This is a genomic window from Chitinophaga agri (assembly GCF_010093065.1).
In the GTDB taxonomy this organism is placed as follows: domain Bacteria; phylum Bacteroidota; class Bacteroidia; order Chitinophagales; family Chitinophagaceae; genus Chitinophaga; species Chitinophaga agri.
In genome coordinates this window covers 6,978,939-7,003,162 of record NZ_CP048113.1, presented here as the reverse complement: position 1 = coordinate 7,003,162, position 24,224 = coordinate 6,978,939, and the positions used below count along the sequence as shown (strand labels likewise).

Below are 24,224 nucleotides of genomic sequence, written 5' to 3'. Positions count from 1 at the left end.
ATAGTCAGCCTGTTATAATCCCTGATACTTACTTTCTCTTTCTCTTCGGCTTCGCCCCTCTTGTCTTGGGCTTACCATATTTCTTTTTCATTTTGTCGGCGTGGGACACCCTCACGTTCACCTTCTTATTCTTGGCCAGTTTCTCGTGGAAGGCAGGACCGGCTTCTTCCCTGGTTGGCAGTTTAATAAGGAAGTTCTTCATCTTCACCTGTGGCTTCTCATCTTCTGTCAGTACATCAGAGATCTCCAGCTCTTCCGGTAACGGCATCACCGGGATCTGATAATTCATCAGTTCTTCTATCCTCTCCCTGTTTTCCTGCTCCCATGGCAGTTTGGTAAAGAGGATAGAATGCCCCTGCTTATCGGCACGACCGGTCCTACCGATACGGTGCATGTAGCTTTCCGGAGACTCAGGCGTATCAAAGCTGATCACATGAGATACATCTGAGATATCAAGACCTCTGGCGATGATATCAGTAGCAATAATGAACCGGTAAGTACCGTCCTTGAATTTATTAACTGTGTTGAAACGGTGATTCTGGGCTTTATTAGAGTGGATAACGTTTGCCTGCTCCGGAAACTTTGCTTCCAGTTGTTCATACAGGTCGTTCGCCATTTCTTTCGTTGCTACAAAGACCAGCACCTTATTCATAGTACTGTCTTTAGCCAGCAACAATTCCAGCAGATTGACCTTCGTATGGAAGTTTGGCAGTTCGTACACAGTCTGGCTGATGTTCTTCAGTGGTGTACCTGCCGGTGCGGCTTCCACCGTAACCGGGAGGTTAAAGTGTGTTTCCATCAGTTTCTCCACTTCCTCGGTGATCGTTGCTGAGAAAAGGAGGTTCTGTCTTCTTACGGGTAACAGGTCAAGGATACGCTCTACCTGCGGACGAAAACCCAGGTTCAGCATTTCATCCATCTCATCGATTACGATCCGCTTGATCGCCTTGAGTTTCAGTGTACCGCTGAGTACAATATCCACCAGGCGGCCCGGGGTGGCTACCACCACATCCAGTTTGCCGGCAGCGATCTCCATCTGCGGATTCATATTCACACCACCATAGAAACCAGCTACCTCCACACTCATGTACGGAGTCAGTTGTTTGATAGCATCTACCACCTGCACTACCAGCTCACGGGTAGGCACGATGATGAGCAACTGCGGAAAACGTTCTTTGGTAAATTTAAACTGTCGCAGACAAGGCAACAGATAGGCGAAAGTCTTTCCCGTACCAGTCTGGGCAATGCCGCATACGTCCTGCCCGGACATCACTACTGAGAATACCTTTTGCTGTATGACCGTAGGTGTTGTATATCCCAGATCACCCAATGCATTCAATAAAGGTCTGCTCAGATTTAAATCGTCAAAAGTCATAATACTGATAAAAATGAACGGCAAAGGTACTGCTAATCCCGCACATTCATTACCAGGAGGGCATTATCTGTCAAATCGAAGCCAGGAAGGGAAGTAGGACGCTAAACAAGCAGCATCGGCCATGGCACGCAGGCGGGAACTCAGCAGCTGCAGCACCAGCAGTAAAACAGCTGTCATCAGGATGGTGATGCAACTGAAGCTGCCTGCCGGGATGTCCCGCGCATAGAGGTACATATTATATTCCTGCGTATCCATCAGCAAAAATATAAACGCACCTGCTGTATATGTGAAGACTATCGTCATGAGTGATTTGGCGATCCGCAGCCAGTAGCGGTCCTCCCTGGAAGACAAGAGCTCCGCAGTATTGATCATCAGCAGGGTGATACTGAGCCCGTAGGTAAAGATCCGCTCCTGGTATATGACTTTCCGGTCCGCCTCCAGCAGACTACTCTTGAAACCCAGATAAAGTACGTTGTTCGGGATCATCATTGTTAACCAGTAAATTATGCCAAACCCCACTACAACACCGATGTAAGGAAGAAACCCGCGGAATGCCATCAAGGAAATATTTGGCACAAATATATAAAACTAACAATATATATGTTTATACCAGCTATCCTTTAGTTATGCAGAACTTATCCCGATTTTTCTATCTTTTATAGCCCGTTTCCGTTTAAAAAACAACGTTGTTAATGAAAATCAGATATTTAAGTCCGGTAATGCCCGGCCACGGAGCAATGTCGACGGGAACCCAATACGCGCTGGACTGCGCCACGTACCACTAATAAAAAAAGGGGCTTTACCGCCCCTTTATCGTTTAATTATTGATAGCGCCCTGTTATTTTTATCAGCCGGTCAGGATAGTCGGTAATAATACCATCCACATCCATCGACATCATTTTCTGCATATCCGCGGGTTCATTCACCGTCCATGGTAAAACTTTTATTTTCTTTCCATGTGCTTCCTTCACCAGTTCCGGTGTTACCATCAGATAATAAGGACTGTAAATAGCTGGCGTAAATCCCAGCTGCTGCAAATTAGTACCCAGGTTATCCCTGTTCATGACCAGGTACGCCAGCACCTGTCCGGGATCTGTCTTATGAATGACCTGCAGCGTACGTACATCAAACGACTGAATCGTTACCCTGTCGGCGATCTTCTTTTTCTTAATTACCTCCATCACCATGCCTGCAAACACCTCCGGCCTGGGATGAAATTTATCATCTCCTTCCGGCGAGCACTTCGTCTCGATATTATAGTTCACCGGTTTGAGATGATGTTTTTTCACATAGGCCTCCACACTATCTATCAGCTCGGACAGCAACGGTTTGTATGTCTTCATCTTTACCTGTTCAGGAAATTTCGCGTGTGGCTTTGACCCTGCGTCAAATTTCCTGATACTGTCATACGTCATGGTATATAGCGCATATTGTTTTTCTTCTTCTTTCCTGATATCTGTACCATCGGGTTTCCTGATAAACTCAGCAGACATGAACACATCATGCGACACTACTACCTTTTTATCGGAAGAGATCACGCAATCGAGTTCCAGTGTCCGTACACCCAGATCAATCGCATGCAACATAGCAGGAATCGTGTTTTCAGGCATTAATCCCCGGCCACCCCGGTGGGCCTGCACTTCTGTCTTTTGTTGTGCATGGACATTTGCTGTAAATAGCACAGCGGCTAATGGTATAAGAAAAGTACGTTTCATCTGCATCATATTATATGCGGCAAGTTGATACTTTAAAGAAGAAAATTAAAATTATCTTACTGTTAAGAGAATGTATAACGCGGGTAGTTTACTGTTATCGCGGAATAATTATCCCCAAGGCATTTCGTACCTGCTTCCAGGTGTAATAACGCCTACTTTGCACCATCCAGGGTACTTTGCTTATAGCTATTGATCAGCGGACGGTACTTCACATTTTCAATCCTGATCACCACGGGATTCGGCCATTTCCTATCCGTATAGAAACGTTGTCCGTTGACAGCGCTGATGAGTAATCCTACTGGTGTAGACTGTGAATAGATGCCTGCATCAAACCCCTCTTTATACTCCACCAGCTCGCTGGCGTAACCCAGTATTGAGACTTTTGTTTGTGGGGTGCCTTCCAGTGTACGCAGCACCAGCTCCTTACGTTCACCGTATTTCCATTCCTTCCCACCCGGCACAAAGGCGTACACGGTACTGGAATCTTTCCCACGCGTGAACCATACATTGCCTTCACGCGCTATATGCCAGGGCCTCACGCCATGCACCGACTCTTCATTGGCAAGGTTCCAGAGTGCCAGTTCACGCAGCAGTGCTTCCTGCTCTATCTGGATCTCTCCATCGGGTTTGGGGCCCACGTTGAGTAAGAGGTTGCCTCCTTTCGCACGGGTTTCTATCAGCATATTGATCATCTCCGTACCGGATTTCTGAGGATCGTTGGTCGGTTTATACTGCCAGTCTGTTCCCATGGTAAAACAGGCTTCCCATGGCCCCGGCATAACGCTATCGGGCAATTCCTGCTCAGGCGTGTTCATTTGTCCGCGAGTCACGACAATATCCGGCTGCAGCTCCCAGGCATATTCCTTCAGTCCTTCCGCAGGACCATCAAAAAATATAAAATCGATCTTACCGTAATTGGTCAGTAATTCTTTCAGCTGGGATTTATCATAAGCCATCAGCCCCGGGTTCTTTTCCGGGAAATGTTGTGGCAACTGCATTCTGCCTATCGGCACTTTATGCTTATAGAGATAGTAAAAGTCTTCCGGAGAAAAGTACACCCCGATCGCAATACCCTGCTTCCGGAAGGCATCAAAAATGGCCCGGGTCGCATCCTTCTTAAAAGGCGTATTCATGATATTGAACGGTGTAGTTTTGGTATCCCACATACAGAACCCTGCATGGTGCTTCGCTGTAAAGACCACATACTTCATACCAGCCAGTTTAGCCAGCACAGCCCAGTCATCCGGATTGAACTTACGCGGATTGAACGTTTTGGGCAGTTCTGTGGTAAAACGTTCGAGGTATTGATCAGAAGCGCCCGCCATAGAATGGCTGATCACTGCCCCCACCTGTACGTCTACACTCCAGTGGATGAACATGCCTAAACCAAGGTCCATGAACCACTTTTCCTTCGCAGGGTCATTCGCTGTTTTCTGTGCGCTTGCATACACACACACGACAAGGCAGGAGGCTGCCAGAAAGATTCTTCTCAACATAATTTGTTCACTTTTGGCTGAATGATAATAATACACAGAAATGTCAGCAAGTGCAAGCCTCCTTTCCGGGGTAAAATAGTAAGCACCGCTACCATAGGGGTATCAGGTAAACTCACCGTTAATTCACTATCAATAACAGGTAAAATCCGACAACTACCGAAGGTGCCTGATAATCAGAACAATCAGTGTGGTCATTCGCTGTATTTTAAGCATCAGCGAGCTGCTAAGTAATAATTTAACAGATATTTAGGAATTAAAAACTTTAACATATCACACTAAATTACATTCTCTTATATTGTATATTTAATCGTATTTTTGAGCCAATGCTGACGTATTATATCCTACTTCCGTTTATCTATCTGATCTCCCTATTGCCGTTCCCGGTATTTTATGGACTCTGTGATATTATGTTTGTACTATTGTACTACGTAATCGGATACCGCAAGAAGGTAGTGTTGCAGAACCTGCAAAACGCCTTCCCGGATAAGTCTCCTCAGGAGATCGAGCAGATCCGCCGCCGCTTTTACCGCTATTTCTGCGATCTGTTACTGGAAACGTTCAAAACACTGACTATTTCCCGGGAAACAGCTATCAAACGCTGTAAACTGACGCCGGAAGCGCAGGCTTTATTTGACCGTTATGCAGCTGAAAACAGCAGCATCATGATCGTAATGGGACACTATGGTAACTGGGAATGGGCAGGCAATACGTTCAGTCTGCAGGGTAAACATCACCTGTATGTGGTGTATCACCCGCTTACCAATAAATACTTCAACGGACTGATGTACCGCATGCGTACCCGCTTTGGTACCGGTCTGATTGCAATGAAAGATACCTTCCGCGATATGGTAGCGCACAAAAGTGAACTGGACGCCACTGCATTTATTGCTGATCAGACGCCCGCTCCTACCAGCGCCTACTGGACCGACTTCCTCAACCAGGATACTCCCGTATTCCAGGGAACTGAGAAGATCGCCCGTAAAATGAACTATCCGGTAGTATATGTTCGGGTACAGCGTGTGAAACGCGGCTACTACGAGATATCTGCCCGTACCCTCTTTGACCAGCCGTCTGCCACGAAGGATGGAGAGATCACAGCAGCACATACAAAGGCGCTGGAGCAGGATATCTGCGCTCATCCGGAATACTGGCTGTGGAGCCACAGACGCTGGAAACACAAACGTCCGGTACCCGTTAAAGAAGCAGCCGTTACGGCGTCAGCCATATAAATGATGGCACGAAGTCAGACCTACAACGAAAGAATAATAAGAACTATACATTACAACACAACCAATGCTAACTGGAAAACAATTAATCCTGGCAACGAAGGCCTATGCAAAAGAAACGAAGTGGAAAAGCTGGTATTACACCCTCTCTACCGCTGCGATCCTGATGGGTCTCTTTGCAGGTATCGCTTTTTTGCCTTTTCTGCTGTTACGTATTCCGTGCAGCATCATGGCCGGCCTCGTCATAGTCCGCATGTTCGTGATCTATCACGATTTCCAGCACCACACGATCCTCTATCAGTCCAAAGCCGCTAATCTGCTGTTCAGCGCATTCGGCATCTTTATACTCGCACCTGCCAGCATCTGGAAGCGTTCACATGACTACCATCATGCGCACAACTCCAAACTGTTTACTGCCAGTATAGGATCGTTCCCGATCATGACACAGCAGAAATTCATGGAGTCTACTCCTGCTGAGCGAAGAGCTTACCTTGCAGCACGTCATCCGGTAACCATTCTGTTCGGTTATATCAGCATGTTCATGGTGGGGATGAGTGTAAAATCCTTTATGAGCAGCCCCTCCCGTCATATGGACTCACTGCTCGCGCTCGTACTGCATTTTACAGCAGGCGCCCTCCTGTATATCTACATGGGCTGGTTAAGTCTGTTACTGATAATGATTGTGCCGTTCTTCATCGCCTGTGCGATCGGCGCTTACCTGTTCTATGCACAGCACAATTTCCCCGGTGTTACTTTCAGGGATAAGGAAGGCTGGTGCCATGACAATGCGGCTATGGCTTCTTCCAGCTACATGCTGATGAGTCCCTTCTGGAACTGGGTGACTGGCAATATCGGCTACCATCATATCCACCACCTGAATGCCCGTATCCCATTCTACCGTCTTCCGGAAGCAATGGCCGGCATTCCTGAGTTACAGAAAGCAAAAACCACGTCCCTGTCTCCAAAGGCGATCATTGCCTGCCTGAGACTGAAGATCTGGAACCCGGAGATCAACAAAATGATCACCGTCCAGGAAGGAAAAAACCTGCGTTACGCATTACAACCGGCTAACCGCAGCCAGGTTCCTGCGGCATAATGACCAGCGCTAACGGATAACAGGAAACCTGTCCGCCAGGGAGTAATGGCATCTTTCCGGTGGGCGCTTCGCCGTCGCTAGTTCGTCGCTTGTTCGTCGCTTGTTGCTCCAAACCATCAAAAGCGGCCGATAGGGGTATACAGGACAAACAACGCTACGCCTGCATCGCAAAACATTCATTTTCCATTCCATATTACTATAAAAGGGCTATCTGCTTGTGCGGGTAGCCCTTTTTACCTATTACCTATCTGCCGGGCACGGAATCCCCTCCTGATCGGCTTACCTACCTGTTACCAAAAGGGCACTTCAAGGGCACTTCAATATCCCGGGGATATTGAGGTGCCCTTGAAGTGCCCTTTTGGTAACCTATAAATACCCTGTTTGTATGGATATCAGCACAACATGTAGCCTGTATCATCCTCATCACAGACTCATCCCGTTAGCTTCCCGGATACCTTAACAATGACAACCCGCCTGACCATTGCCCACAACTGATCCGCCAGTCCTCTTTGCTGACTTCCTATGCACTATTCCTCCCTTCCCCGGGATCAGGTATAACTACGCATCATTTTCAGGTACTTTCTACCCACGATCTTACTTTTTGCCTGTATACCTTTGTATTCATCGCTTAACCCCCAAAAAAACCTATTTCCGTTTCACCGTCTGATAGTACACCACAAAGCCCACAAATGCAAAGCGACCGTTCCGAAAGGGAAACGGTCGCCTTTTATATTATTCAGCTGTTACTAGTATTCTCCGGATGCACCACCACCACCACCGGTACCACCGCCAAAATTATACTGGTCAGCAGGAGGCGTTGCCGCCTGACTCATTGTCTGTGCGATGATCAGTGATTCTATCTGTACAGCTTCCATTGTATGACGCTCATCAGAAGAATCGGCAGTAAACCCATGACGGGCCACTTTGAGATAACGGATCAATCCATAAGCCACGGCGATCATACCGATACCACCCAGCGTCATCGCTACTTCCAGCGGTGCAATACTGTGATAGTAACGGATAGTGTATACCATTGCAGCTATGAGGATTAATCCGATACCGATCAGGATCCTGTTCTTCTTCCGGATACCCAGGCCGATATACACCAATGGAAGGGCGATGGTTAGTACCCAGAAGATCCAGCCACCTGCGATATCCTGTCCGGGCTGTAAGTCGAGATTGAACATCTCTATACTCAGTTCTCTAACGATAAAATAGTTACCACCGGCGTACAGTGTCAGCAGCGCGAGGCATTGCCACATGTCCAGGCAGTTTGTATAATGCCGGCAGGCATGCGTACGTGATAACTTCAGTGCCAGCAGATACACTGCCAGAGAAACGATCATCACAGCAAAAGGAATAATGACCTTACCGGCAGTACCTGTATCGATCAGTAATGAGAATATCGATGCTAATAGTGCGCCATGCATCACAATGGTCATGCTCACGTCCGCGAAGCGTAATACAAACCAGCTGGCGAGCAAGAGCGTGAGTAAACAATACACTAATGGATGTGCCTCAACTTCTGTGATGATCATGAACCCAGACAGTATAAATCCTCCGGAAGACCATATCAGGGCGGCATCAGCACCTGACTTATAATGACGTTTCTCCTTCACCATCACTTCACCTATCACATAGGTGACGATGCCACAGAACAGGCAGATCACACCAAAGCCGGTTTCAGAACCATTGTCTATCTGGGTCAGGCAAAGGATACCGAACGAGAACAAGACAATAATAAGCGTGAGTATAAAGATGCCGAAACGGATGTACATATTCGGCGAATAAAGATCTGACGGATAGGCTTCTTTAATAGCAGCCAGTTCTTCCGGCGTGATGCAGGCCTTGTCTCTGGCGCTTTCCGCCTCATCCTGTATATGCCTGTTATCTAATGCAGTAGTGTTATAGGAGATCATGCTTTCTTCAGTTTTTTGTTCATCTTTACCAGTAAAACAATAAAGGAAATACCGGACGTAACGAAGTACAGGAATCCGGCAAACAATGCGCCGATAGTATCGTCTACGACTTCGGACATCCAGCGGACAATCAGCAAGCTCAGACCGATATAAACATAGAGCGTAACAATAAACACGAAGTAAAAAGACTGTTTTTTCATCGCCTGCTGCATGAAGAACGCCCCTGCTCCCGCCAGCAAAAGGAACCACAGTGCATATCCATATCTAAGCGTAGCGATCATCGCTGCCAGTGTGGCAATCATAAAGACATGTACACCAAAGTTGCTGTAGGTAAAAGCAAAATGCGCCTTGAAATGTTTGTGATCACTTAGCCATGCCGCGGCTATTAAGAGTACGCCTAATAACATACCACTGTAGATCAGCGGGAAGCTGCTGAAATCATTCTGGCTTAATAAGTGCAAAGGTGTAACAGATACGCCCATCCAGGCGGCTAGGTTGGTGATAGCCATACTTAACACCCCCAGGTGATCAAAGTAATAGGCCGTACAAAACAACACGATCATCGGAATAAAAGTAGCCATTCCATATCGGGTGCCGAAGACGGTATACTGTACCTGCAGATACGTGATAAAGGTGATCAGCAGCAGGCAACCCAATAGCAGGATGTAGTCAAACAGGGTATTGGGCGCGGGTACTTTTTCTCTGGAGAAGGGTAGTTTATGCCGGTAGGCATAATAAAAACAGCCCATGCACCCGAGCGCGATCGCCGCCAGAATAGCCTGATGGCCGATCGTATCTATATTCTTGTAAACAAGTATACCTAATCCGCCGCTTAGTAACAGCACCCCCAGGTATAGGATCGTTTTGAGTTCCCAGTGTACAGAAAACAGCCTGTTGGCTGATATGACCCGTACCTTTTCTGCGGATTCGGCAGAGATAATGCCTTCTTTTTGAAGTTGTTCAAACAATTTGTGGTCCATAGCATTCTAAATGACCGGGGAAAGTATAACAAAAAATTCATATCAGCAAGTATATACGTTAGAGGACGATAATAAAAAAAGCTGCCGGCAGGACTTTCGTTCTACCGGCAGCTTTGCAGTGATACTAACGGACTTAGTTACCCCAGGTCACATTGATGTTATTTGCTTTGGCATATGCCTTTCCAAGATTAGTCAGTTTGATAAACAGTTCTTCAAACTTCGCGGCATACTTATTTTCTATTTCAAGCGCCAGCGCTGAGACATCATCGTTTGGAGCACCACTGTCACATAATTTAGCCAGCGCCATATATTCATTCTGATAAACGGGCAATACCATTTCATGCAAGGCAATAGACGTCTGCAGCATCTCTTTTGTCTCATCGGTCTGCTTCAGCGCCTTTATATCTTTCAATGCTTTCTCAATGTATTTCGCTTTGTTGTCGACAATCGTTTCTGCGGCCCTGGGTGTAACAGGTATACCTTCATGCTTTACATTCTGGGCGATCAGTTCTTTCGTAAAACGTTCACTGGCGAAGTCATTGAACATATTCGTGTTCAACACTGCACGATCAAAATAATTTTCCGGGGTAGCAGTTGTACAAGCTGTGAAACCAAGGAAAGCTCCCAGGATAAACAGGTACATCATGTGTTTCATTTTCATGTTGGCGTTTTTAGACGGCGTAAGGTAGCAATTATCGTTCCATGTTAAATGAAATAACGACCCTGGTATGAAGGTCTCCTAACTATCTCTGGCCCGAAGATTGCCGGCAGATAGGAGTACTAATATTCGCATTTTTATCAAAATATAATCAAATGGAAAGCGAGGCTAAAGAAATTAAAACCGGAACATCTCTGCCTGTCATCCTTCCGGGTCTGGGCTCCGCTGGCTTTCAATGGTTCTTCCAGATCAGCAATACGGAATGTGCTGAAATCAGGCCATACGATTATACCGGGGACAAGATCCGCCAGGAAGTGGGCATCAGCAATGAAGAAGCTTTTGTTATTCAGGGAAAGGCGCCCGGAACGACGACCATTATCTTTGAGCAACGCCGGGTATGGGAGAAAGAAGGGGCTGCTATTAATGCCAGAAGATTTGAAATAACTGTCATCTGATCCGGTTTTTTGGAATCATTCTACTTAAAACCTACCATCTTCAGACCCCGATAGCTGTAAAAACAGTCTATCCCTTACCTGTTTTAATTATTGAAATAAAAAATATATATTCTCTCTACCCCCCTTTTTTTTCTTCCCCAAGTATTTACTGGTGATAAGTTAACTGTTGCTGTCGGATGCTTCCTTCAGAGGCTTCCGTTATTGTGCATGGCCGTATGCCGATACCCTGCCAATTTATTGACCGAAATCTAACGACCGTTCATGAAGCGCATCTTTACAATTACCCTATTATTGTTCATTTATACCGGCACGCAGTTAGTGTATGCACAAACTTTTACACCGATACCCGTTACAGGTTACAACGCAGATATTGTGGCGGAAGCGGGTACCAATGCGGTAGCTGTGACCTCTACGGTGATAGATGCCAGCAATCATATCTTATATACCCAGAATTTCGCTGCGGCCAATGGTCTTGACGGCGGTATTATCAATTCCGGTCTTTTCATCAGTGGCAACCGTGCCTACCAGATGAGCCCCTATACTGCTGCGAACGGCTTATATCTTTCTGCCAATGGCAATGTACCGAACACACTGGCGGCAGGCACGCTGACACTCGCTACGCCAGCTATGTACAGTCAACTGAGTATACTGGCATTCGGTACGGAAGATAACAGTACAGTGATCGCTACGCTGCATTACACGGATGGTACGTCGGCCAATGCCGGTACGCTCCAGATCACGGACTGGTTCTATGGTACCCCCTTTATTTTTAACGGGATGGGCCGCCTGACACGCACCACTACGTCGCCTACCGTTGATGGATTACCGGGCAATCCGCGCATGTATGCTTTTGATTTTAACATCCCCTGTGCGGATCAGTCGAAACTGGTGAGTTCCGTTTCCTTTGTTTATATACAGGGGCCTAACATCAGTTCCAGGGCACTGATCGTAGGGCTGTCCGGTGTAGTATTCTCTCCGCTCACCGTCAGCACGACAGCTACTGACGCTACCTGTGGTGGCGCCAGTGGCAGTATTACTGTCGCTACTTCCGGCGGTACGCCCCCTCTCTCCTACTCCTGGAATACGACACCTGTACAAACAACGCCCAACGCTACCGGATTACCAGGTGGGAATTATATACTGACCATTACAGATGCGAATAACTGCGTCACCACAGTAAGAGATACTGTAGCAACGTTGTCAATGGCCACGCTGACGGCTACCGCTACCCCGGCAGCCATTTGCGCAGGTGAGACCGCTACCCTGTCTGTTACTGCCAGCGGAGCGGCCGTCAGCGACTATTCATGGACTCCAGGCACCTATACCGGCAGCACGACAACCGTTACACCTGCCGACACCACTTACTATGTTGTCTCCGCACAGGATGCCTTCGGATGTACCATCACCGATACAGTCGAAGTTGCGGTTAAACCTGCACCTGTCGCTGACTTCACCATTCAACCGGCGAGTGTCTGCCTGGGAACAGGGAATGTGATCACCTTCTCTGGTACAGCAGCCGCCAATGCCGTTTACAACTGGCACAACTTTGCTGGCGCCACTATACAAAATGGTACCGGTGCAGGACCATACGCCATACAGTTCAATGCTACAGGACACTATCCGGTACAGTTGCAGGTAACGGAAGACGGCTGTACATCAGCTGTCATTACGCACGATATCACGGTATCACAACCGCCGCTGGCCACATTCACAGTCAGCAACACACCAGTGTGTGCAGGAGGGTCTACTATCATCACTTTTACCGGTAACAACGGTCCTGCGGCTGTTCCTACCTGGGACTTCGGGGGCGGCACAGTACAGCGTGGCAGCGGGTACGGGCCATATACTGTCCGTTATCAGCGGAGTGCTATCGTCACATTATCCATACAGGATGGTGTATGCGCCGATACCGCAACCCCGGCAGCCATCACGGCTATACCGTTACCAATACCGGCATTCACGGCAGATATCACCAATGCCTGTGCACCTGCGGCGATCAGCTTTGCCAATCAGACGCAGGGTGCAGATGCCTATCAATGGTCTTTGGGATATGGTCCGGTGATCAGTGAAGAAGACCCCGTGGCGCATTTCACTGCACCAGGTACATATACGGTATCGTTAACAGCCACTGCGGAAGGTATGTGTTCCAGCACCATTACAAAAACAGCTTACATCAATATACAGGAACCGCCGGTAGCAGACTTCAGTGCCGCACCGGGCGAGAATGTACCTGTTGAGTTTAAGAACGGTTCGTTTACGTTCAATAACCGCTCACAATCTGCAACAAACTACACCTGGGATTTTGGAGATGGCAACACAGCCAATACAGAAGACGCGCAACACAAATACCAGCTGCCCGGCAGCTATCGGGTCACCCTCTACGCAGCGAATGAAATAGGCTGTACCGACAGTATCAGCCACGCCTGGTACATTGTAACGCCGGACCTTGTACTGGATATTCCGAATGTATTTAGCCCTAACGGAGACGGCGTCAACGACAGATGGAGTATAGATGGTCTGAAGGCAAGACCACAGGCGACAACAGAGATCTACAACCGCTGGGGACAGCTCGTCTTCACCGGCATTGGTTACATCGCATGGGATGGTACCAGGAAGGGACAGCTACTTCCGGAAGGCACCTACTATTATGTCATCAAAACAACAGCAGGCGAAAAGCCCTACACAGGATGGGTCGCGCTGCTACGGTAAATAAAATTTAGTATCAACCAAAAATACAATTGAATGAAACGTGTTCTTATTGTTGCCTCCATGCTGGTCATCTGTGCCTGCAGGTTATACGCACAAACCTATACGCCTATAGCCGTAACGGGTTTCAACAATGATGGCGTGGCGGAAGCCGGCCTGGATGCCCAGGCTGTCACCACTACAGGACTTGACATCCAGCAAAAGATCCTCTATACCTTTGACTTCGCAGCGCTTAATGGTCTGCAGGCGGGTATTCCCAATGATGGTCTTTTTACAACGGGGTTACGTACCTACCAGATGGCCGATTATACAGGCAACAACGTACTCTATCTTTCAAAGAACGGGAATGTCGCTAATACCACCGGCATTGATACCCTGACGTTTGTTACGCCCGGCGCCTACAGCAAGATCAGTTTCCTGTGCTACTCTACGGAGCAGACAAGTACGGTTTCTATTACCTTCAACTATACCGATGGCACGAGTTCCGTTCCGGACACTTCCAGCATCCTGGACTGGTTCGGCGGGATCAACCCCGTGTTCGACAGCTACGGCCGTATCAAAAGGCAGCCGGCGGGGCCCTACAGTGTAGAAGGCCTCAGCTCCAACGATCCACGTATCTATTGTATTGATATAGCTCCTCCCTGTGACCTGCAGGCAAAAGACATTGCCTCTGTGACCATCAATTATGTGCAGAGCGGCGACTTTACCAATTCTTCCAGGGCGGTCTTCCTGGCAGTATCCGGTCAGGCGTTTGAGCCTATTGTAGCCACTACTGACGTGGTAAAGGCTACCTGTGGCAATAGCGATGGCAGTGTATCTGTTGCGGCTACAGGCGGTGCATTCCCCCTCAGCTATGTGTGGAACACCACGCCGGTACAGGCGACGGAAACCGCTACGGACCTGCCTGCAGGCTCGTATACAGTGACCGTTACGGACGCAAATGGATGTCCGTCGGATTTCACAGCAGATGTAAGTGAAGAGTCCATGATATTACTGAAGGCACTGGCTAAACCAGGTGATCTTTGTACCGGTACAGCCACTAAACTCTGGGCGATCCCTACCGGTGGCCGTATGCAGTCATATACCTGGGAACCAGGCAGCAGAACAGATTCCAGCTTTACCGTTACCCCTGACACCACTACTACTTTTAAACTGGTGGGTATTGACGAGAATGGATGTCAGGTTATAGATAGTATCAGGATCACTGTTACTACCAAACCAGCGGCGCCACTGATCACTGCACAGACGATCTGTCCGGACAGCACCATTACCCTGAAGATCACCAATGCGACAACACCATTCACCTACAACTGGTATACCTTCCCATCGGGCGGTAGCGTAGAAGGCAATGGAGATACGTTTGTTACGCCACCGGTAGGTACAACGACCACCTGGTATGTAGAAGCAGTCAACGGCCCCTGCGCCAGCGACAGAACACCGGTGACGGTTACCACTTATGACAGGGCGGTTACGCCTGTTGTAAAAGCCGGTACCATCACGAGTACAGGTGTGACCTTCAACTGGGACCCTGTACCAGGCGCAACAGGATATATTGTATCTGTGGATGGCAGTCCCTATGCAGCACCGAGCAGCGGCAATATGGGCACAACACACGTTGTAACCGGCATTACCACACAAACATCTATCAATATAAAGGTCATCGCACTCGGCCCTCAGGCTTGTCAGAACAGTCTGCCGGGGCTGGCCAGTGCTAAACCTAAACCGGGTGAGATCTTCATTCCAAATGCCTTCACGCCAAATGCAGATGGCAAGAATGACTATTTCAAACCGGAGGGTACCAGCATCTCAGCTATTGATATGAAAATATTCAATCAATGGGGAGAACTGATCTATCAGACGAATCAGCTGACTGGCTGGAATGGTACCTATAACGGTAAGCTGCAGCCTTCGGGTGTGTATACCTATACCATCAGGATCACTATGAATGACAAAACACAAGTAGTTAAAAAAGGAGCCATCAATTTGTTACGATAAACCTGCAACAGACCCGTTTTATTCCCGGGGTTGTCCGCCATGTGCGGGCAGCCCCTTTTTTATGTTACACTTCTTTGACAACTACAACCAGTGAATTAAATAGTGCTCACATGAATGTGTGAGAAAACAAACCAAAAACACCACATACTATTGACTACCAATTACATAATACCTACTACAGACAGCTGTACCCCCATTCCGCCACCGTTCTTAAAAAACTTTGAATTTTACAACTATTCATTTGAATGGAACAATAAAAAGAACCGGATTCTTGCCAATTTTACAATGGAATTTTCAGGTACTCAACGGACAACAAGACAGTAGAAAAAAGAACCACGTATGACCAGTGGTTCTTTTTTTATAAGTGTAGAAAGGTATTGCTTCAAGATTACTTCAAATTTTAAAACGAATTATGCAGCTTATATGAAAGTTCTGCTCGTTGAAGATAATATGGAACTGGCCGGCAGCATCAGTAGCTTTCTTGAAAAAGAGGGTTACCTGTGTGAAGTGAGCCATACCAGTAAAGAGGCGTATGATAAGCTGACGACGTTTCAATATGACTGTGTCCTGCTGGATATTACATTGCCTGATGGCAACGGCCTGGAGCTGCTTCAGTTCATGCACCAGGAGAAAATGGATAGTTGTGTACTGATCATCTCAGCAAAAAACTCGCTGGATGATAAAATAACCGGACTGGAAGAAGGGGCGGACGATTATCTCACGAAACCATTTCATCTATCCGAACTGCATGCACGCCTGAGAGCCATATTCAGAAGGAAAAAATTACAGGGCAGCAATATTGTTACGTTCAATGAGATCATGCTGAATACCGATACGCTGGAAGCGTCTGTGAACGAGATCATGCTGGATGTGACACCCAAGGAATTTGATCTGCTGTTATACTTTCTTGTCAATAAGAACAGGGTATTATCCCGTCAGTCGATCGCTGCGCATCTATGGGGCGATTATACCGACAACCTGGCCAACTTTGACTTTGTATACCAGCATGTAAAGAATCTCCGGAAGAAGATCCACGCCGCTGCTGGCACTGACTATATTAACACGGTGTACGGATTAGGGTACAAATTTAATACTGCTGCATCATGAAGCTGATCAACAAATTCACACTCTGGTACATCTGCATCACGCTGACAGCGATGCTGGTAGGATTTGTGATCGCTTACCACAAGGTGAAGTCCGGAATAGATCAGGCGGAGATCAACCGGCTGAAGGTCAATAATGACCAGATGGCGAAGCAGATGCGGAATGGTGTATCGCCGGATACCTACATGCGCGGCAGGCCAGTAGAGATCACACAGCTGCAGAATGAGATTCCGGTGGATAAGTACAATGTACGTGAATACACCTTTTATAACACCATGTTACAGCATAGAGAGTGCCGGCTGACGGTCACCTCTTTCTACAATATTAACGGCCACTATTACAGTATTTCGTCTTATAACTACATCACCAAGGCGAATGAGATATTACAGGGCCTCTTAAGTTCTTTCATCTGGATCTTTGCGATCCTGCTGACATTGACGGTATTGTCCGCCCGCTTTGTATCAAGGCTTATACTGGCGCCTTTCCATCAGACGCTGAAGAAAGTGCGCGCCTTCAATCTCAAGGACAAAAAATCGCTGCAGCTGCCGAAAGCCAACGCTGCGGAGCTGAATACGTTGAACTGTTTCCTGAGTACGATGACAGATAAAGCGCTGGATGATTACCGCTCACTGAAAGAGTTTACAGAAAATGCGTCACACGAGCTACAGACACCGCTGGCAGTGTTACGCAACAAACTGGAACTGCTGACAGAATCTTATCTCCAGGGTAAAGAAGAGGGCAGCATTGTTCCCCTGATCGGAGATATGCAGAACGAGATTGATAAGTTATCCCGGATCAACAGCTCACTGACATTGCTGGCCAGACTTGAAAACAACGAGTTTGCCACCCGGCAGCCCATCTCTATGTCACAGCTGGTAACAGATGCGCTGCAGACATTTTCCGAATTGATGGATATGAAATTCATTGCACTGGATACGCACATCTCTACAGGCGTGGAGGTACAGCTACATCCCGCGCTGACGGATATCCTGCTTGGCAATCTGCTGAGCAATGCCATCAGACACAACGTGCAGGGAGGTAAGATCAGTGTACAGCTCAACAGGTCGCAACTGGTGATCAGTAATACGGGCATGCCGCCGGAAGTGCCTACCGGACAACTGTTCCGGCGTTTCAAAAAAGGAAGCAGGAACAGTGATTCAATTGGTATAGGTCTGGCCATTGTCAAACAGATCTGCGACGTCAATCATTTCAACATTCAGTATGACTACACCGAAGGGTGGCATATCATGCAAATAATTTTCGAGGAATCAACAGAGAACGTAAGGCAGCAGAAGGAAGAAAACAGCACACTTCTTCCCGAAAAGCAGCTGTAAGGTTCATGGTCTTAATGTTTAAGTATTATCATGCAAACAAAAAGAATCGCGGTAGTGCTCTTCCTGCTGTTATGGCACGGGTCTATGGAGGCACTACACGCACAGCAGGTACTGACGTTAAAAGACGCAGTACAGACCGCGCTGGCCAACTACGGTACCGTCAAGGCGAAAGCCAACTATCTGAACGCGTCAAAAGCCACCGCTACACAGGCGAAGCGGGAATATTTACCTAACCTGAACCTGTCCGCCCAACAGGATTATGGTACTGTCAACGGGCAGTTTGGTCCGTCTTATGGTCTGAACGGATTAGGGGTGGCCTCTTCAGGACCTACGCTGCCGTCACAGAACTGGAATGCAGCTTTTGGCGGACTTTACCTCGCCAACATCAACTGGGATTTCTTTGCCTTCGGCAGAGCAAGGGAAAGGATCAAAACGGCACAGGCAGCTGTAGCGAGAGACCAGGCTGACTGGGAACAGGAACAGTTCCAGCACTCCGTAAGAGTAGCGGGCGCTTACCTGAACCTGCTGGCGGCACAGCGTCTGACCAGGTCATGGGCAAATAACCTGGAGCGTGCAGATACATTCCGCGCTGTCGTAGTGACAAGAGCTCTGAATGGCCTGATACCCGGAGTAGACTCTACCCTGGCCAATGCAGAGGTATCCAATGCAAAGATCTCCTACACGAAGGCGAAAGATGCCGAGCAGACGTACGCCAATCAGCTGGCGCAACTCATGGGTGTTCCACCTACCACCTTTACACTTGATACTGTATTTATTACCCGTATACCATCCGCACTTTCCGATAGTGTGAACGTGGGTGTACAGGGACACCCTCTGCTGAAGTACTACGAAAACCGTATCAGGCTGAGTGATGAACAGGCCAGATATATACATACACTGAACTTCCCGGCATTTTCTGTATTCAGTGCCGTACAGACAAGAGGTTCCGGTTTTAATGCTGACTACATCACCGACCAGACAGCTTACTCGAAAGGCTACTGGGATGGTGTAAAGCCGAACCGTACCAACTATCTGCTGGGAGTAGGCGTTACCTGGAACATTACCTCTCCACTGAGAGTAAAACACCAGACCGCCTCGCAGAAATTCATCTCCAAAGGCTTACAGGATGAATATGAACTGGCCCGCCAGCAACTGACAGCACAGCTATCATTATCAGACAGCAGGATCAGGTATGCGCTGGACAACTACGCAGAAGCACCTATCCAGGTAAGCGCAGCGAGTGAAGCGTATAACCAGCGGACAGTGCTCTACAGGAACGGTCTGAATACCATTGTAGATGTTACACAGGTATTCTATACACTGAACCGTGCAGAAACCGACCGTGATATTGCCTATACCAACGTATGGCAGGCACTATTGCTGAAAGCAGCGGCGAGTGGCAATTTTTCTCTATTCATCAATGAATTCTAATTAAATGAACCTGATAAGAACAGCATTACGCAAACCAATATCCATACTGGTAATAGTGGCTGCCCTCTTCTTCTTCGGTATAGGTGCCGTAAGAACGATCAAGGTTGACATCTTCCCGAAACTGGACCTGCCGGTGATGTACATCGCGCACCCTTTCGGAGGATACACCCCTACCCAGATGGAAGCATACTTTGGTAAACAGTACATCAACATATTGCTCTATGTAAATGGTATCAAGGCCATTGAAACAAAGAATATACAGGGCCTGACCCTCATCAAGGTGAGTTTCTATCCCGGTACGAACATGGCACAGGCGCAGGCAGAGCTAAGCGCTTTCTGTAACCGTATCCAGGCTATCTTCCCACCGGGCTCGCAGCCGCCGTTCATTATACGTTTCGACGCCTCTACCCTGCCTGTAGGTCAGCTGGTACTGAGTAGCGAGAAACGCGGTAATAACGAACTGCTTGACCTGGCCAACACGTATGTACGTGCCTCCTTTACACAGATCCCTGGTCTGGTATCGGCTCCTCCTTTCGGTGGTAACCTACGTACTGTAGTGATCAAGGCCGACCCTGAGCTGCTGCGTTCTCACAATATGACGCCTGACCAGCTGGTAGAGGCACTGCGTATCAATAACCAGACGTCTCCTTCCGGTAACTTGCGTATCGGCGATGTGAACTATATCACTCCTGCCAATACGGCTATCAGAACGGTAAAAGACTTTGAAAATATCCCACTTTTCAAAGGTGGTGTACAGAACCTCTATCTCCGCGATGTCGCCACTGTAGAAGATGGTGCGGATGTAACCGCCGGTTATGCACTGGTGAACGGACGCCGTTCCGTATATCTGTCCGTAGCAAAATCCGGTGATGCTTCCACCTGGGAAGTGGTACAGAAACTGAAAGCAGCATTACCGAAATTCCAGTCGCTGCTGCCGGAGGATGTGAAACTGACATATGAATTTGACCAGTCGGTATATGTGATCAATGCGGTGAAGAGTCTGATCAGTGAAGGAGCTATTGGTGCGATCCTGACAGGTCTGATGGTACTGTTATTCCTCGGTGACCCGAGAGGCGCACTGATCGTGATCCTGACCATTCCGACGTCCATTATTGCGGCCGTGCTTTGCCTGAAGCTGGCGGGGCAAACCATCAACATCATGACCCTGAGTGGTCTGGCACTGGCGATCGGTATCCTTGTGGATGAGAGTACGGTAACGATAGAAAACATACACCAGCACCTGGATATGGGTAAGCCGAAGGGACTCGCCATCTGGGATGCGTGTAAGGAGATCGCTTTCCCTAAACTGCTGATCCTCTTCTGTATCCTCGCGGTATTTGCACCCGCATTCACTATGGGAGGTATTCCAGGCTCGCTGTTCCTGCCACTGGCACTGGCCATTGGTTTTGCGATGATCATCTCTTACTTCCTGGCACAGACCTTCGTACCTATCATGGCCAACTGGCTGATGAAAGACCATGGACATAAAGCCGGAGAAGCAGTATCACATCATGATAAAAAAGAGCTGGTAGAAAGAGCAGACTTCAATAATGACGGTAAGGTCTCCATGTTCGAAAAAGTACGTAACCGGTTCATGCGCTTTATGAACAGGATGATGCCGGCACGCAGGGTGATCGTAAGCATTTACCTGATCGGAGGTATCGGTCTGGTAGTGCTCCTGCTCAACAGCATTGGTCGTGACGTATTACCACGTGGCAATGGCAGTCAGTTCCAGCTGCGTTTGCGGGCGCCGGAAGGTACCCGGGCAGAGAAGACAGAAGAGATCACCATCAAAACGATCGAGGCGATCAAAAAGATCGTTGGTCCTGAGCATGTGTCTATCTCTTCAGCTTATGTAGGTCAGCACCCGGGACAGTTCTCCATCAGCCCTATCTACCTGTTCATGCCGGGTCCGCAGGAAGCGGTGATCCAGGTGGCACTGGAAGAAGAATATAAGGTGAATATGGACGAGCTGAAAGACAAGATCAGGGATGCGATGCAGCAGGAACTGCCAGGTGTGAAGCCGTCTTTTGAGCCGATCGAGTTGACCGATAAGATCCTGAGCCAGGGTTCACCCACCCCGATAGAGGTGAGGTTTACTGGCAGGAACAAGCAACAGAACGAGCAGTATGCGAAAAAACTGATAGCCAAACTGAAAGAGATCCCTTACCTGAGAGATGTTCAGCTGGGACAGTCTACGAAATATCCGTCCCTGCGTGTGAACATTGACCGTGTACGTGCCGCACAGCTGGGAGTGGATGTAAGTGATATATCCCGTTCACTGACCGCCTCCACTTCCTCTTCCCGTTACACAGAAAAGAATATCTGGATCGATGAGAAATCGAATCTGAGTTACAGTGTACAGGTACAGGTGCCGGAGAACAAAATGACGGATATTCAGTCCATTGCGGAGATCCCGTTGCTGAAGAATTCCAGCAGACCGGTATTAGGCGATGTCGCGACCATCGTTCCGGATACAACATATGGTGAAGCAGATAACCTGGGGGCTATTCCAAGTCTGTCGGTAACTGCGAACACCAACAACATCGACCTGGGTACAGCGTCTACGGATGTACAGGCAGCCATCAACGCCATTGGCGAACTGCCACGTGGTCTGAACGTAGAACTGATCGGTCTCAGCTCTACACTGACCGACACGCTGGACAGTCTGCAGTCAGGTTTGTTGGTGGCGATCGTCGTGATCTTCCTGATGCTGGCGGCGAACTTCCAGTCATTCAAAGTATCAGCGGTAGTACTGGCATCCGTGCCGGCAGTACTGATCGGATCACTGACCTTACTGGTGATCACCGGATCAACACTGAACCTGCAGTCTTACATGGGTATCATCATGTCGGTGGGGGTATCTATTTCGAATGCGGTGTTACTGATCACGAATGCAGAACAGTTACGACTGGGCAACGGTGATGCGCTGCTTTCCGCAAAAGAAGCGGTAGGTTTGCGTCTCCGTCCGATCCTGATGACCAGCCTTGCGATGGTAGCGGGTATGATACCAATGGCGAGTGGCCTTGGAGAGTCCGGCGACCAGACATCTCCGCTCGGACGTGCGGTGATCGGTGGCCTGATCGCATCTACCTTCAGTACGCTCTTCATACTGCCACTGGTATTTGCGTGGGCACAGGGTAAGACAACGACCCAGTCCGTATCACTTGATCCGGAAGATAAAGAAAGTAAAAACTATGTACCATCCTTACACGAATAATATGAACAGTCTTAAAGCACTCGCTATCACAATAAGTTTACCTGCCACACTACTTTTCAGCAGCTGCGGTCATACAGAAGGTAAATCAGCAAAGAAAGGAGAAAACACACAGGAAGAAGCAGCTGTAGCGGCCATATCACTGCAGAAGGGTAAGCTGACCTCTTCCCTGCAAATACCTGGTGAGCTGATCGCTTACCAGAATGTAGACATCTATGCGAAGGTGAATAGTTTCATCAAGAAGCTGCATGTGGACGTAGGGTCAGAGGTAAGTCAGGGGCAGCTGCTGGCTACGATGGAAGCACCGGAGATCAGCTCACAGCTGGCTGGTGCAGAATCCAGGATCAAATCGCAGGAAGCGGTATACCTGGCCAGCAAAGCCAACTACGACCGCTTGTATAATACCAGTCTGACACCAGGCACCGTATCTAAAAACGACCTGGACATTGCACAGGCACGCATGAAATCGGACCTGGCACAGTGGGAGTCCGGTAAGGCAGCTTACCGGGAGATCGCTGACAACAGGAACTACCTGGAGATCAGAGCGCCATTTGCAGGCGTTATAAGCGCGAAAAACGTAAGCGTGGGCGCCTATGTCGGCCCAAGCGGAAAAGGCTCTGAATACCCTTTATTTTCCCTACAGGAGCAAAAGAAACTGCGTCTTGTGATCTCCGTTCCGGAAGCCTACACCAGTTACCTGTCTAATAACAGCGAAGTGAAGTTCAATGTAAAGGCATTTACCGGTAAGAGCTTTACCGCGAAGGTGAATCGTCTGTCCGGTGCACTGGACACGCGTCTGCGTTCCCAGCGTATTGAAATGGATGTGATCAACAATGATAAGAAACTGCTGCCGGGCATGATCGCAGAAGTGAATATTCCGATGGATGCGGCTGACAGTACATTCATTGTACCGAAAGCAGCAGTGGTTAATTCTACTTTAAATGTATTTGTGATCAGGGTGACAAATGGCAAAGCTGAAAGAGTGCAGGTACAAACCGGTCGCGATGCAGATGGCAAAGTGGAAATCTATGGAAATCTCAACGAAGGCGACACCATTCTGGCTAGCGCAAACGAAGAAATAAGAGAAGGCGCTGAACTGAAGCACGTAAAAATTGGCAAGTAAGTAAGGATGAGATCTACCGCAAAAGGCTGTCCACCAGATTGGTGGGCAGCCTTTTTACATATTTACAGGGAGCTGGTCGTTACTGTATGACAATCTTTTTCGTGTAATATTTTTTCCCGTTTGTTACCAACAGCATATAGACGCCGCCGGATACGTTACCCGTGTTCAAAGAAAAAAAGGTTCCCATGAAAGACTTCGTTATATCACAGGAACCTTCAAAAGATGTCTTTCCCAAGCAACATGACATGTGGGTGCAATTGAAAAGTTCGGGATTTGTTAATTATGTTGACTTATCTGAGAGTGAGGATATTCTTATTTATGCCGAACAACATGGGGTTATTCCACTAAGTAAAGCAAATCAATAATAAAACTTGCTATAAAACAAAACAGCGGG

At 48.1% G+C, this 24,224-nt stretch carries 18 protein-coding genes; 11 read left to right on the top strand and 7 right to left on the bottom strand.

Annotated elements, in window-relative coordinates; genetic code table 11:
- Positions 1-28 precede the first annotated feature (28 nt).
- The 4 genes from GWR21_RS28035 to GWR21_RS28020 all read right to left on the bottom strand — a co-directional run bounded on the left by GWR21_RS28035 (position 29) and on the right by GWR21_RS28020 (position 4,586).
- A complete protein-coding gene (locus tag GWR21_RS28035) occupies positions 29-1,375 on the bottom strand; it encodes a DEAD/DEAH box helicase (RefSeq protein WP_162335008.1) in 1,347 nt (448 codons plus the stop codon).
- 63 nt (positions 1,376-1,438) lie between these two features.
- Positions 1,439-1,864: a hypothetical protein gene (locus tag GWR21_RS28030; protein ID WP_162335007.1), complete on the bottom strand. Its 426-nt coding sequence runs from the start codon at positions 1,862-1,864 to the stop codon at positions 1,439-1,441.
- A 332-nt stretch (positions 1,865-2,196) separates the two neighbouring features.
- Positions 2,197-3,090 carry a glycerophosphodiester phosphodiesterase family protein gene (locus tag GWR21_RS28025; RefSeq protein ID WP_162335006.1) on the bottom strand — a complete coding sequence of 298 codons (894 nt, stop codon included), beginning with the start codon at positions 3,088-3,090 and terminating at the stop codon, positions 2,197-2,199.
- 152 nt (positions 3,091-3,242) lie between these two features.
- On the bottom strand, positions 3,243-4,586 hold the full coding sequence (locus GWR21_RS28020) for an alpha-L-fucosidase (RefSeq protein ID WP_162335005.1): 1,344 nt from the start codon (positions 4,584-4,586) through the stop codon (positions 3,243-3,245).
- Positions 4,587-4,909: 323 nt separating this feature from the next.
- Between GWR21_RS28020 and GWR21_RS28015 the strand changes: the two genes are divergently transcribed.
- Complete coding sequence (locus tag GWR21_RS28015; RefSeq protein ID WP_162335004.1) at positions 4,910-5,815, top strand: lysophospholipid acyltransferase family protein; 906 nt, start codon at positions 4,910-4,912, stop codon at positions 5,813-5,815.
- A 64-nt stretch (positions 5,816-5,879) separates the two neighbouring features.
- Entirely contained in the window at positions 5,880-6,908 is a 1,029-nt protein-coding gene (locus tag GWR21_RS28010) for a fatty acid desaturase family protein (RefSeq protein WP_162335003.1), read from the top strand.
- A gap of 746 nt (positions 6,909-7,654) precedes the next feature.
- On the opposite strand, the gene GWR21_RS28005 is transcribed toward GWR21_RS28010, so the two are convergent.
- From GWR21_RS28005 to GWR21_RS27995, 3 genes are all read right to left on the bottom strand, one after another.
- Positions 7,655-8,827 carry a hypothetical protein gene (locus GWR21_RS28005; protein WP_162335002.1) on the bottom strand — a complete coding sequence of 391 codons (1,173 nt, stop codon included), beginning with the start codon at positions 8,825-8,827 and terminating at the stop codon, positions 7,655-7,657.
- A complete protein-coding gene (locus GWR21_RS28000) occupies positions 8,824-9,807 on the bottom strand; it encodes a DUF2157 domain-containing protein (protein WP_162335001.1) in 984 nt (327 codons plus the stop codon). Before GWR21_RS28000 ends, GWR21_RS28005 begins: the two co-directional genes overlap by 4 nt.
- A 133-nt stretch (positions 9,808-9,940) precedes the next feature.
- Positions 9,941-10,468, bottom strand: coding sequence for a hypothetical protein (locus GWR21_RS27995; RefSeq protein ID WP_162335000.1), 528 nt, complete (start codon positions 10,466-10,468; stop codon positions 9,941-9,943).
- 152 nt (positions 10,469-10,620) lie between these two features.
- On the opposite strand from GWR21_RS27995, the gene GWR21_RS27990 reads away from it, so the two are divergent.
- From GWR21_RS27990 to GWR21_RS27950, 9 genes are all read left to right on the top strand, one after another.
- Positions 10,621-10,920: a protease inhibitor I42 family protein gene (locus GWR21_RS27990; RefSeq protein ID WP_162334999.1), complete on the top strand. Its 300-nt coding sequence runs from the start codon at positions 10,621-10,623 to the stop codon at positions 10,918-10,920.
- A gap of 261 nt (positions 10,921-11,181) precedes the next feature.
- Positions 11,182-13,629, top strand: a complete 2,448-nt coding sequence (locus GWR21_RS27985) for a T9SS type B sorting domain-containing protein (RefSeq protein WP_162334998.1) — start codon at positions 11,182-11,184, stop codon at positions 13,627-13,629.
- Positions 13,630-13,662: 33 nt separating this feature from the next.
- On the top strand, positions 13,663-15,621 hold the full coding sequence (locus GWR21_RS27980; RefSeq protein ID WP_162334997.1) for a gliding motility-associated C-terminal domain-containing protein: 1,959 nt from the start codon (positions 13,663-13,665) through the stop codon (positions 15,619-15,621).
- Between the two features lie 423 nt (positions 15,622-16,044).
- Positions 16,045-16,728 (top strand): response regulator transcription factor, encoded by a 684-nt coding sequence (locus GWR21_RS27975; RefSeq protein WP_162334996.1) that lies wholly within the window; start codon positions 16,045-16,047, stop codon positions 16,726-16,728.
- Positions 16,725-18,059 (top strand): sensor histidine kinase, encoded by a 1,335-nt coding sequence (locus tag GWR21_RS27970; RefSeq protein WP_162334995.1) that lies wholly within the window; start codon positions 16,725-16,727, stop codon positions 18,057-18,059. The genes GWR21_RS27975 and GWR21_RS27970 overlap by 4 nt, the downstream gene beginning before the upstream one ends.
- A 30-nt stretch (positions 18,060-18,089) precedes the next feature.
- The gene (locus GWR21_RS27965; protein WP_162334994.1) at positions 18,090-19,490 is read left to right on the top strand and encodes a TolC family protein; all 1,401 of its coding nucleotides are present in this window, start codon (positions 18,090-18,092) and stop codon (positions 19,488-19,490) included.
- A gap of 4 nt (positions 19,491-19,494) precedes the next feature.
- Positions 19,495-22,710 carry an efflux RND transporter permease subunit gene (locus tag GWR21_RS27960; protein WP_162334993.1) on the top strand — a complete coding sequence of 1,072 codons (3,216 nt, stop codon included), beginning with the start codon at positions 19,495-19,497 and terminating at the stop codon, positions 22,708-22,710.
- Between the two features lies 1 nt (position 22,711).
- The gene (locus GWR21_RS27955; protein WP_238430053.1) at positions 22,712-23,830 is read left to right on the top strand and encodes an efflux RND transporter periplasmic adaptor subunit; all 1,119 of its coding nucleotides are present in this window, start codon (positions 22,712-22,714) and stop codon (positions 23,828-23,830) included.
- Between the two features lie 185 nt (positions 23,831-24,015).
- A complete protein-coding gene (locus tag GWR21_RS27950; RefSeq protein ID WP_162334991.1) occupies positions 24,016-24,195 on the top strand; it encodes a hypothetical protein in 180 nt (59 codons plus the stop codon).
- The last annotated feature ends 29 nt before the right edge of the window (positions 24,196-24,224 follow it).

Excerpts from the sequence above, each read along its gene's own strand:
- GWR21_RS28035 (WP_162335008.1), bottom strand. The coding sequence starts at position 1,375 with ATGACTTTTGACGATTTAAATCTGAGCAGACCTTTATTGAATGCATTG.
- GWR21_RS28030 (WP_162335007.1), bottom strand. The coding sequence starts at position 1,864 with ATGATGATCCCGAACAACGTACTTTATCTGGGTTTCAAGAGTAGTCTG.
- GWR21_RS28025 (WP_162335006.1), bottom strand. The coding sequence starts at position 3,090 with ATGAAACGTACTTTTCTTATACCATTAGCCGCTGTGCTATTTACAGCA.
- GWR21_RS28020 (WP_162335005.1), bottom strand. The coding sequence starts at position 4,586 with ATGTTGAGAAGAATCTTTCTGGCAGCCTCCTGCCTTGTCGTGTGTGTG.
- GWR21_RS28015 (WP_162335004.1), top strand. The coding sequence starts at position 4,910 with ATGCTGACGTATTATATCCTACTTCCGTTTATCTATCTGATCTCCCTA.
- GWR21_RS28010 (WP_162335003.1), top strand. The coding sequence starts at position 5,880 with ATGCTAACTGGAAAACAATTAATCCTGGCAACGAAGGCCTATGCAAAA.
- GWR21_RS28005 (WP_162335002.1), bottom strand. The coding sequence starts at position 8,827 with ATGATCTCCTATAACACTACTGCATTAGATAACAGGCATATACAGGAT.
- GWR21_RS28000 (WP_162335001.1), bottom strand. The coding sequence starts at position 9,807 with ATGGACCACAAATTGTTTGAACAACTTCAAAAAGAAGGCATTATCTCT.
- GWR21_RS27995 (WP_162335000.1), bottom strand. The coding sequence starts at position 10,468 with ATGAAAATGAAACACATGATGTACCTGTTTATCCTGGGAGCTTTCCTT.
- GWR21_RS27990 (WP_162334999.1), top strand. The coding sequence starts at position 10,621 with ATGGAAAGCGAGGCTAAAGAAATTAAAACCGGAACATCTCTGCCTGTC.
- GWR21_RS27985 (WP_162334998.1), top strand. The coding sequence starts at position 11,182 with ATGAAGCGCATCTTTACAATTACCCTATTATTGTTCATTTATACCGGC.
- GWR21_RS27980 (WP_162334997.1), top strand. The coding sequence starts at position 13,663 with ATGAAACGTGTTCTTATTGTTGCCTCCATGCTGGTCATCTGTGCCTGC.
- GWR21_RS27975 (WP_162334996.1), top strand. The coding sequence starts at position 16,045 with ATGAAAGTTCTGCTCGTTGAAGATAATATGGAACTGGCCGGCAGCATC.
- GWR21_RS27970 (WP_162334995.1), top strand. The coding sequence starts at position 16,725 with ATGAAGCTGATCAACAAATTCACACTCTGGTACATCTGCATCACGCTG.
- GWR21_RS27965 (WP_162334994.1), top strand. The coding sequence starts at position 18,090 with ATGCAAACAAAAAGAATCGCGGTAGTGCTCTTCCTGCTGTTATGGCAC.
- GWR21_RS27960 (WP_162334993.1), top strand. The coding sequence starts at position 19,495 with ATGAACCTGATAAGAACAGCATTACGCAAACCAATATCCATACTGGTA.
- GWR21_RS27955 (WP_238430053.1), top strand. The coding sequence starts at position 22,712 with ATGAACAGTCTTAAAGCACTCGCTATCACAATAAGTTTACCTGCCACA.
- GWR21_RS27950 (WP_162334991.1), top strand. The coding sequence starts at position 24,016 with ATGAAAGACTTCGTTATATCACAGGAACCTTCAAAAGATGTCTTTCCC.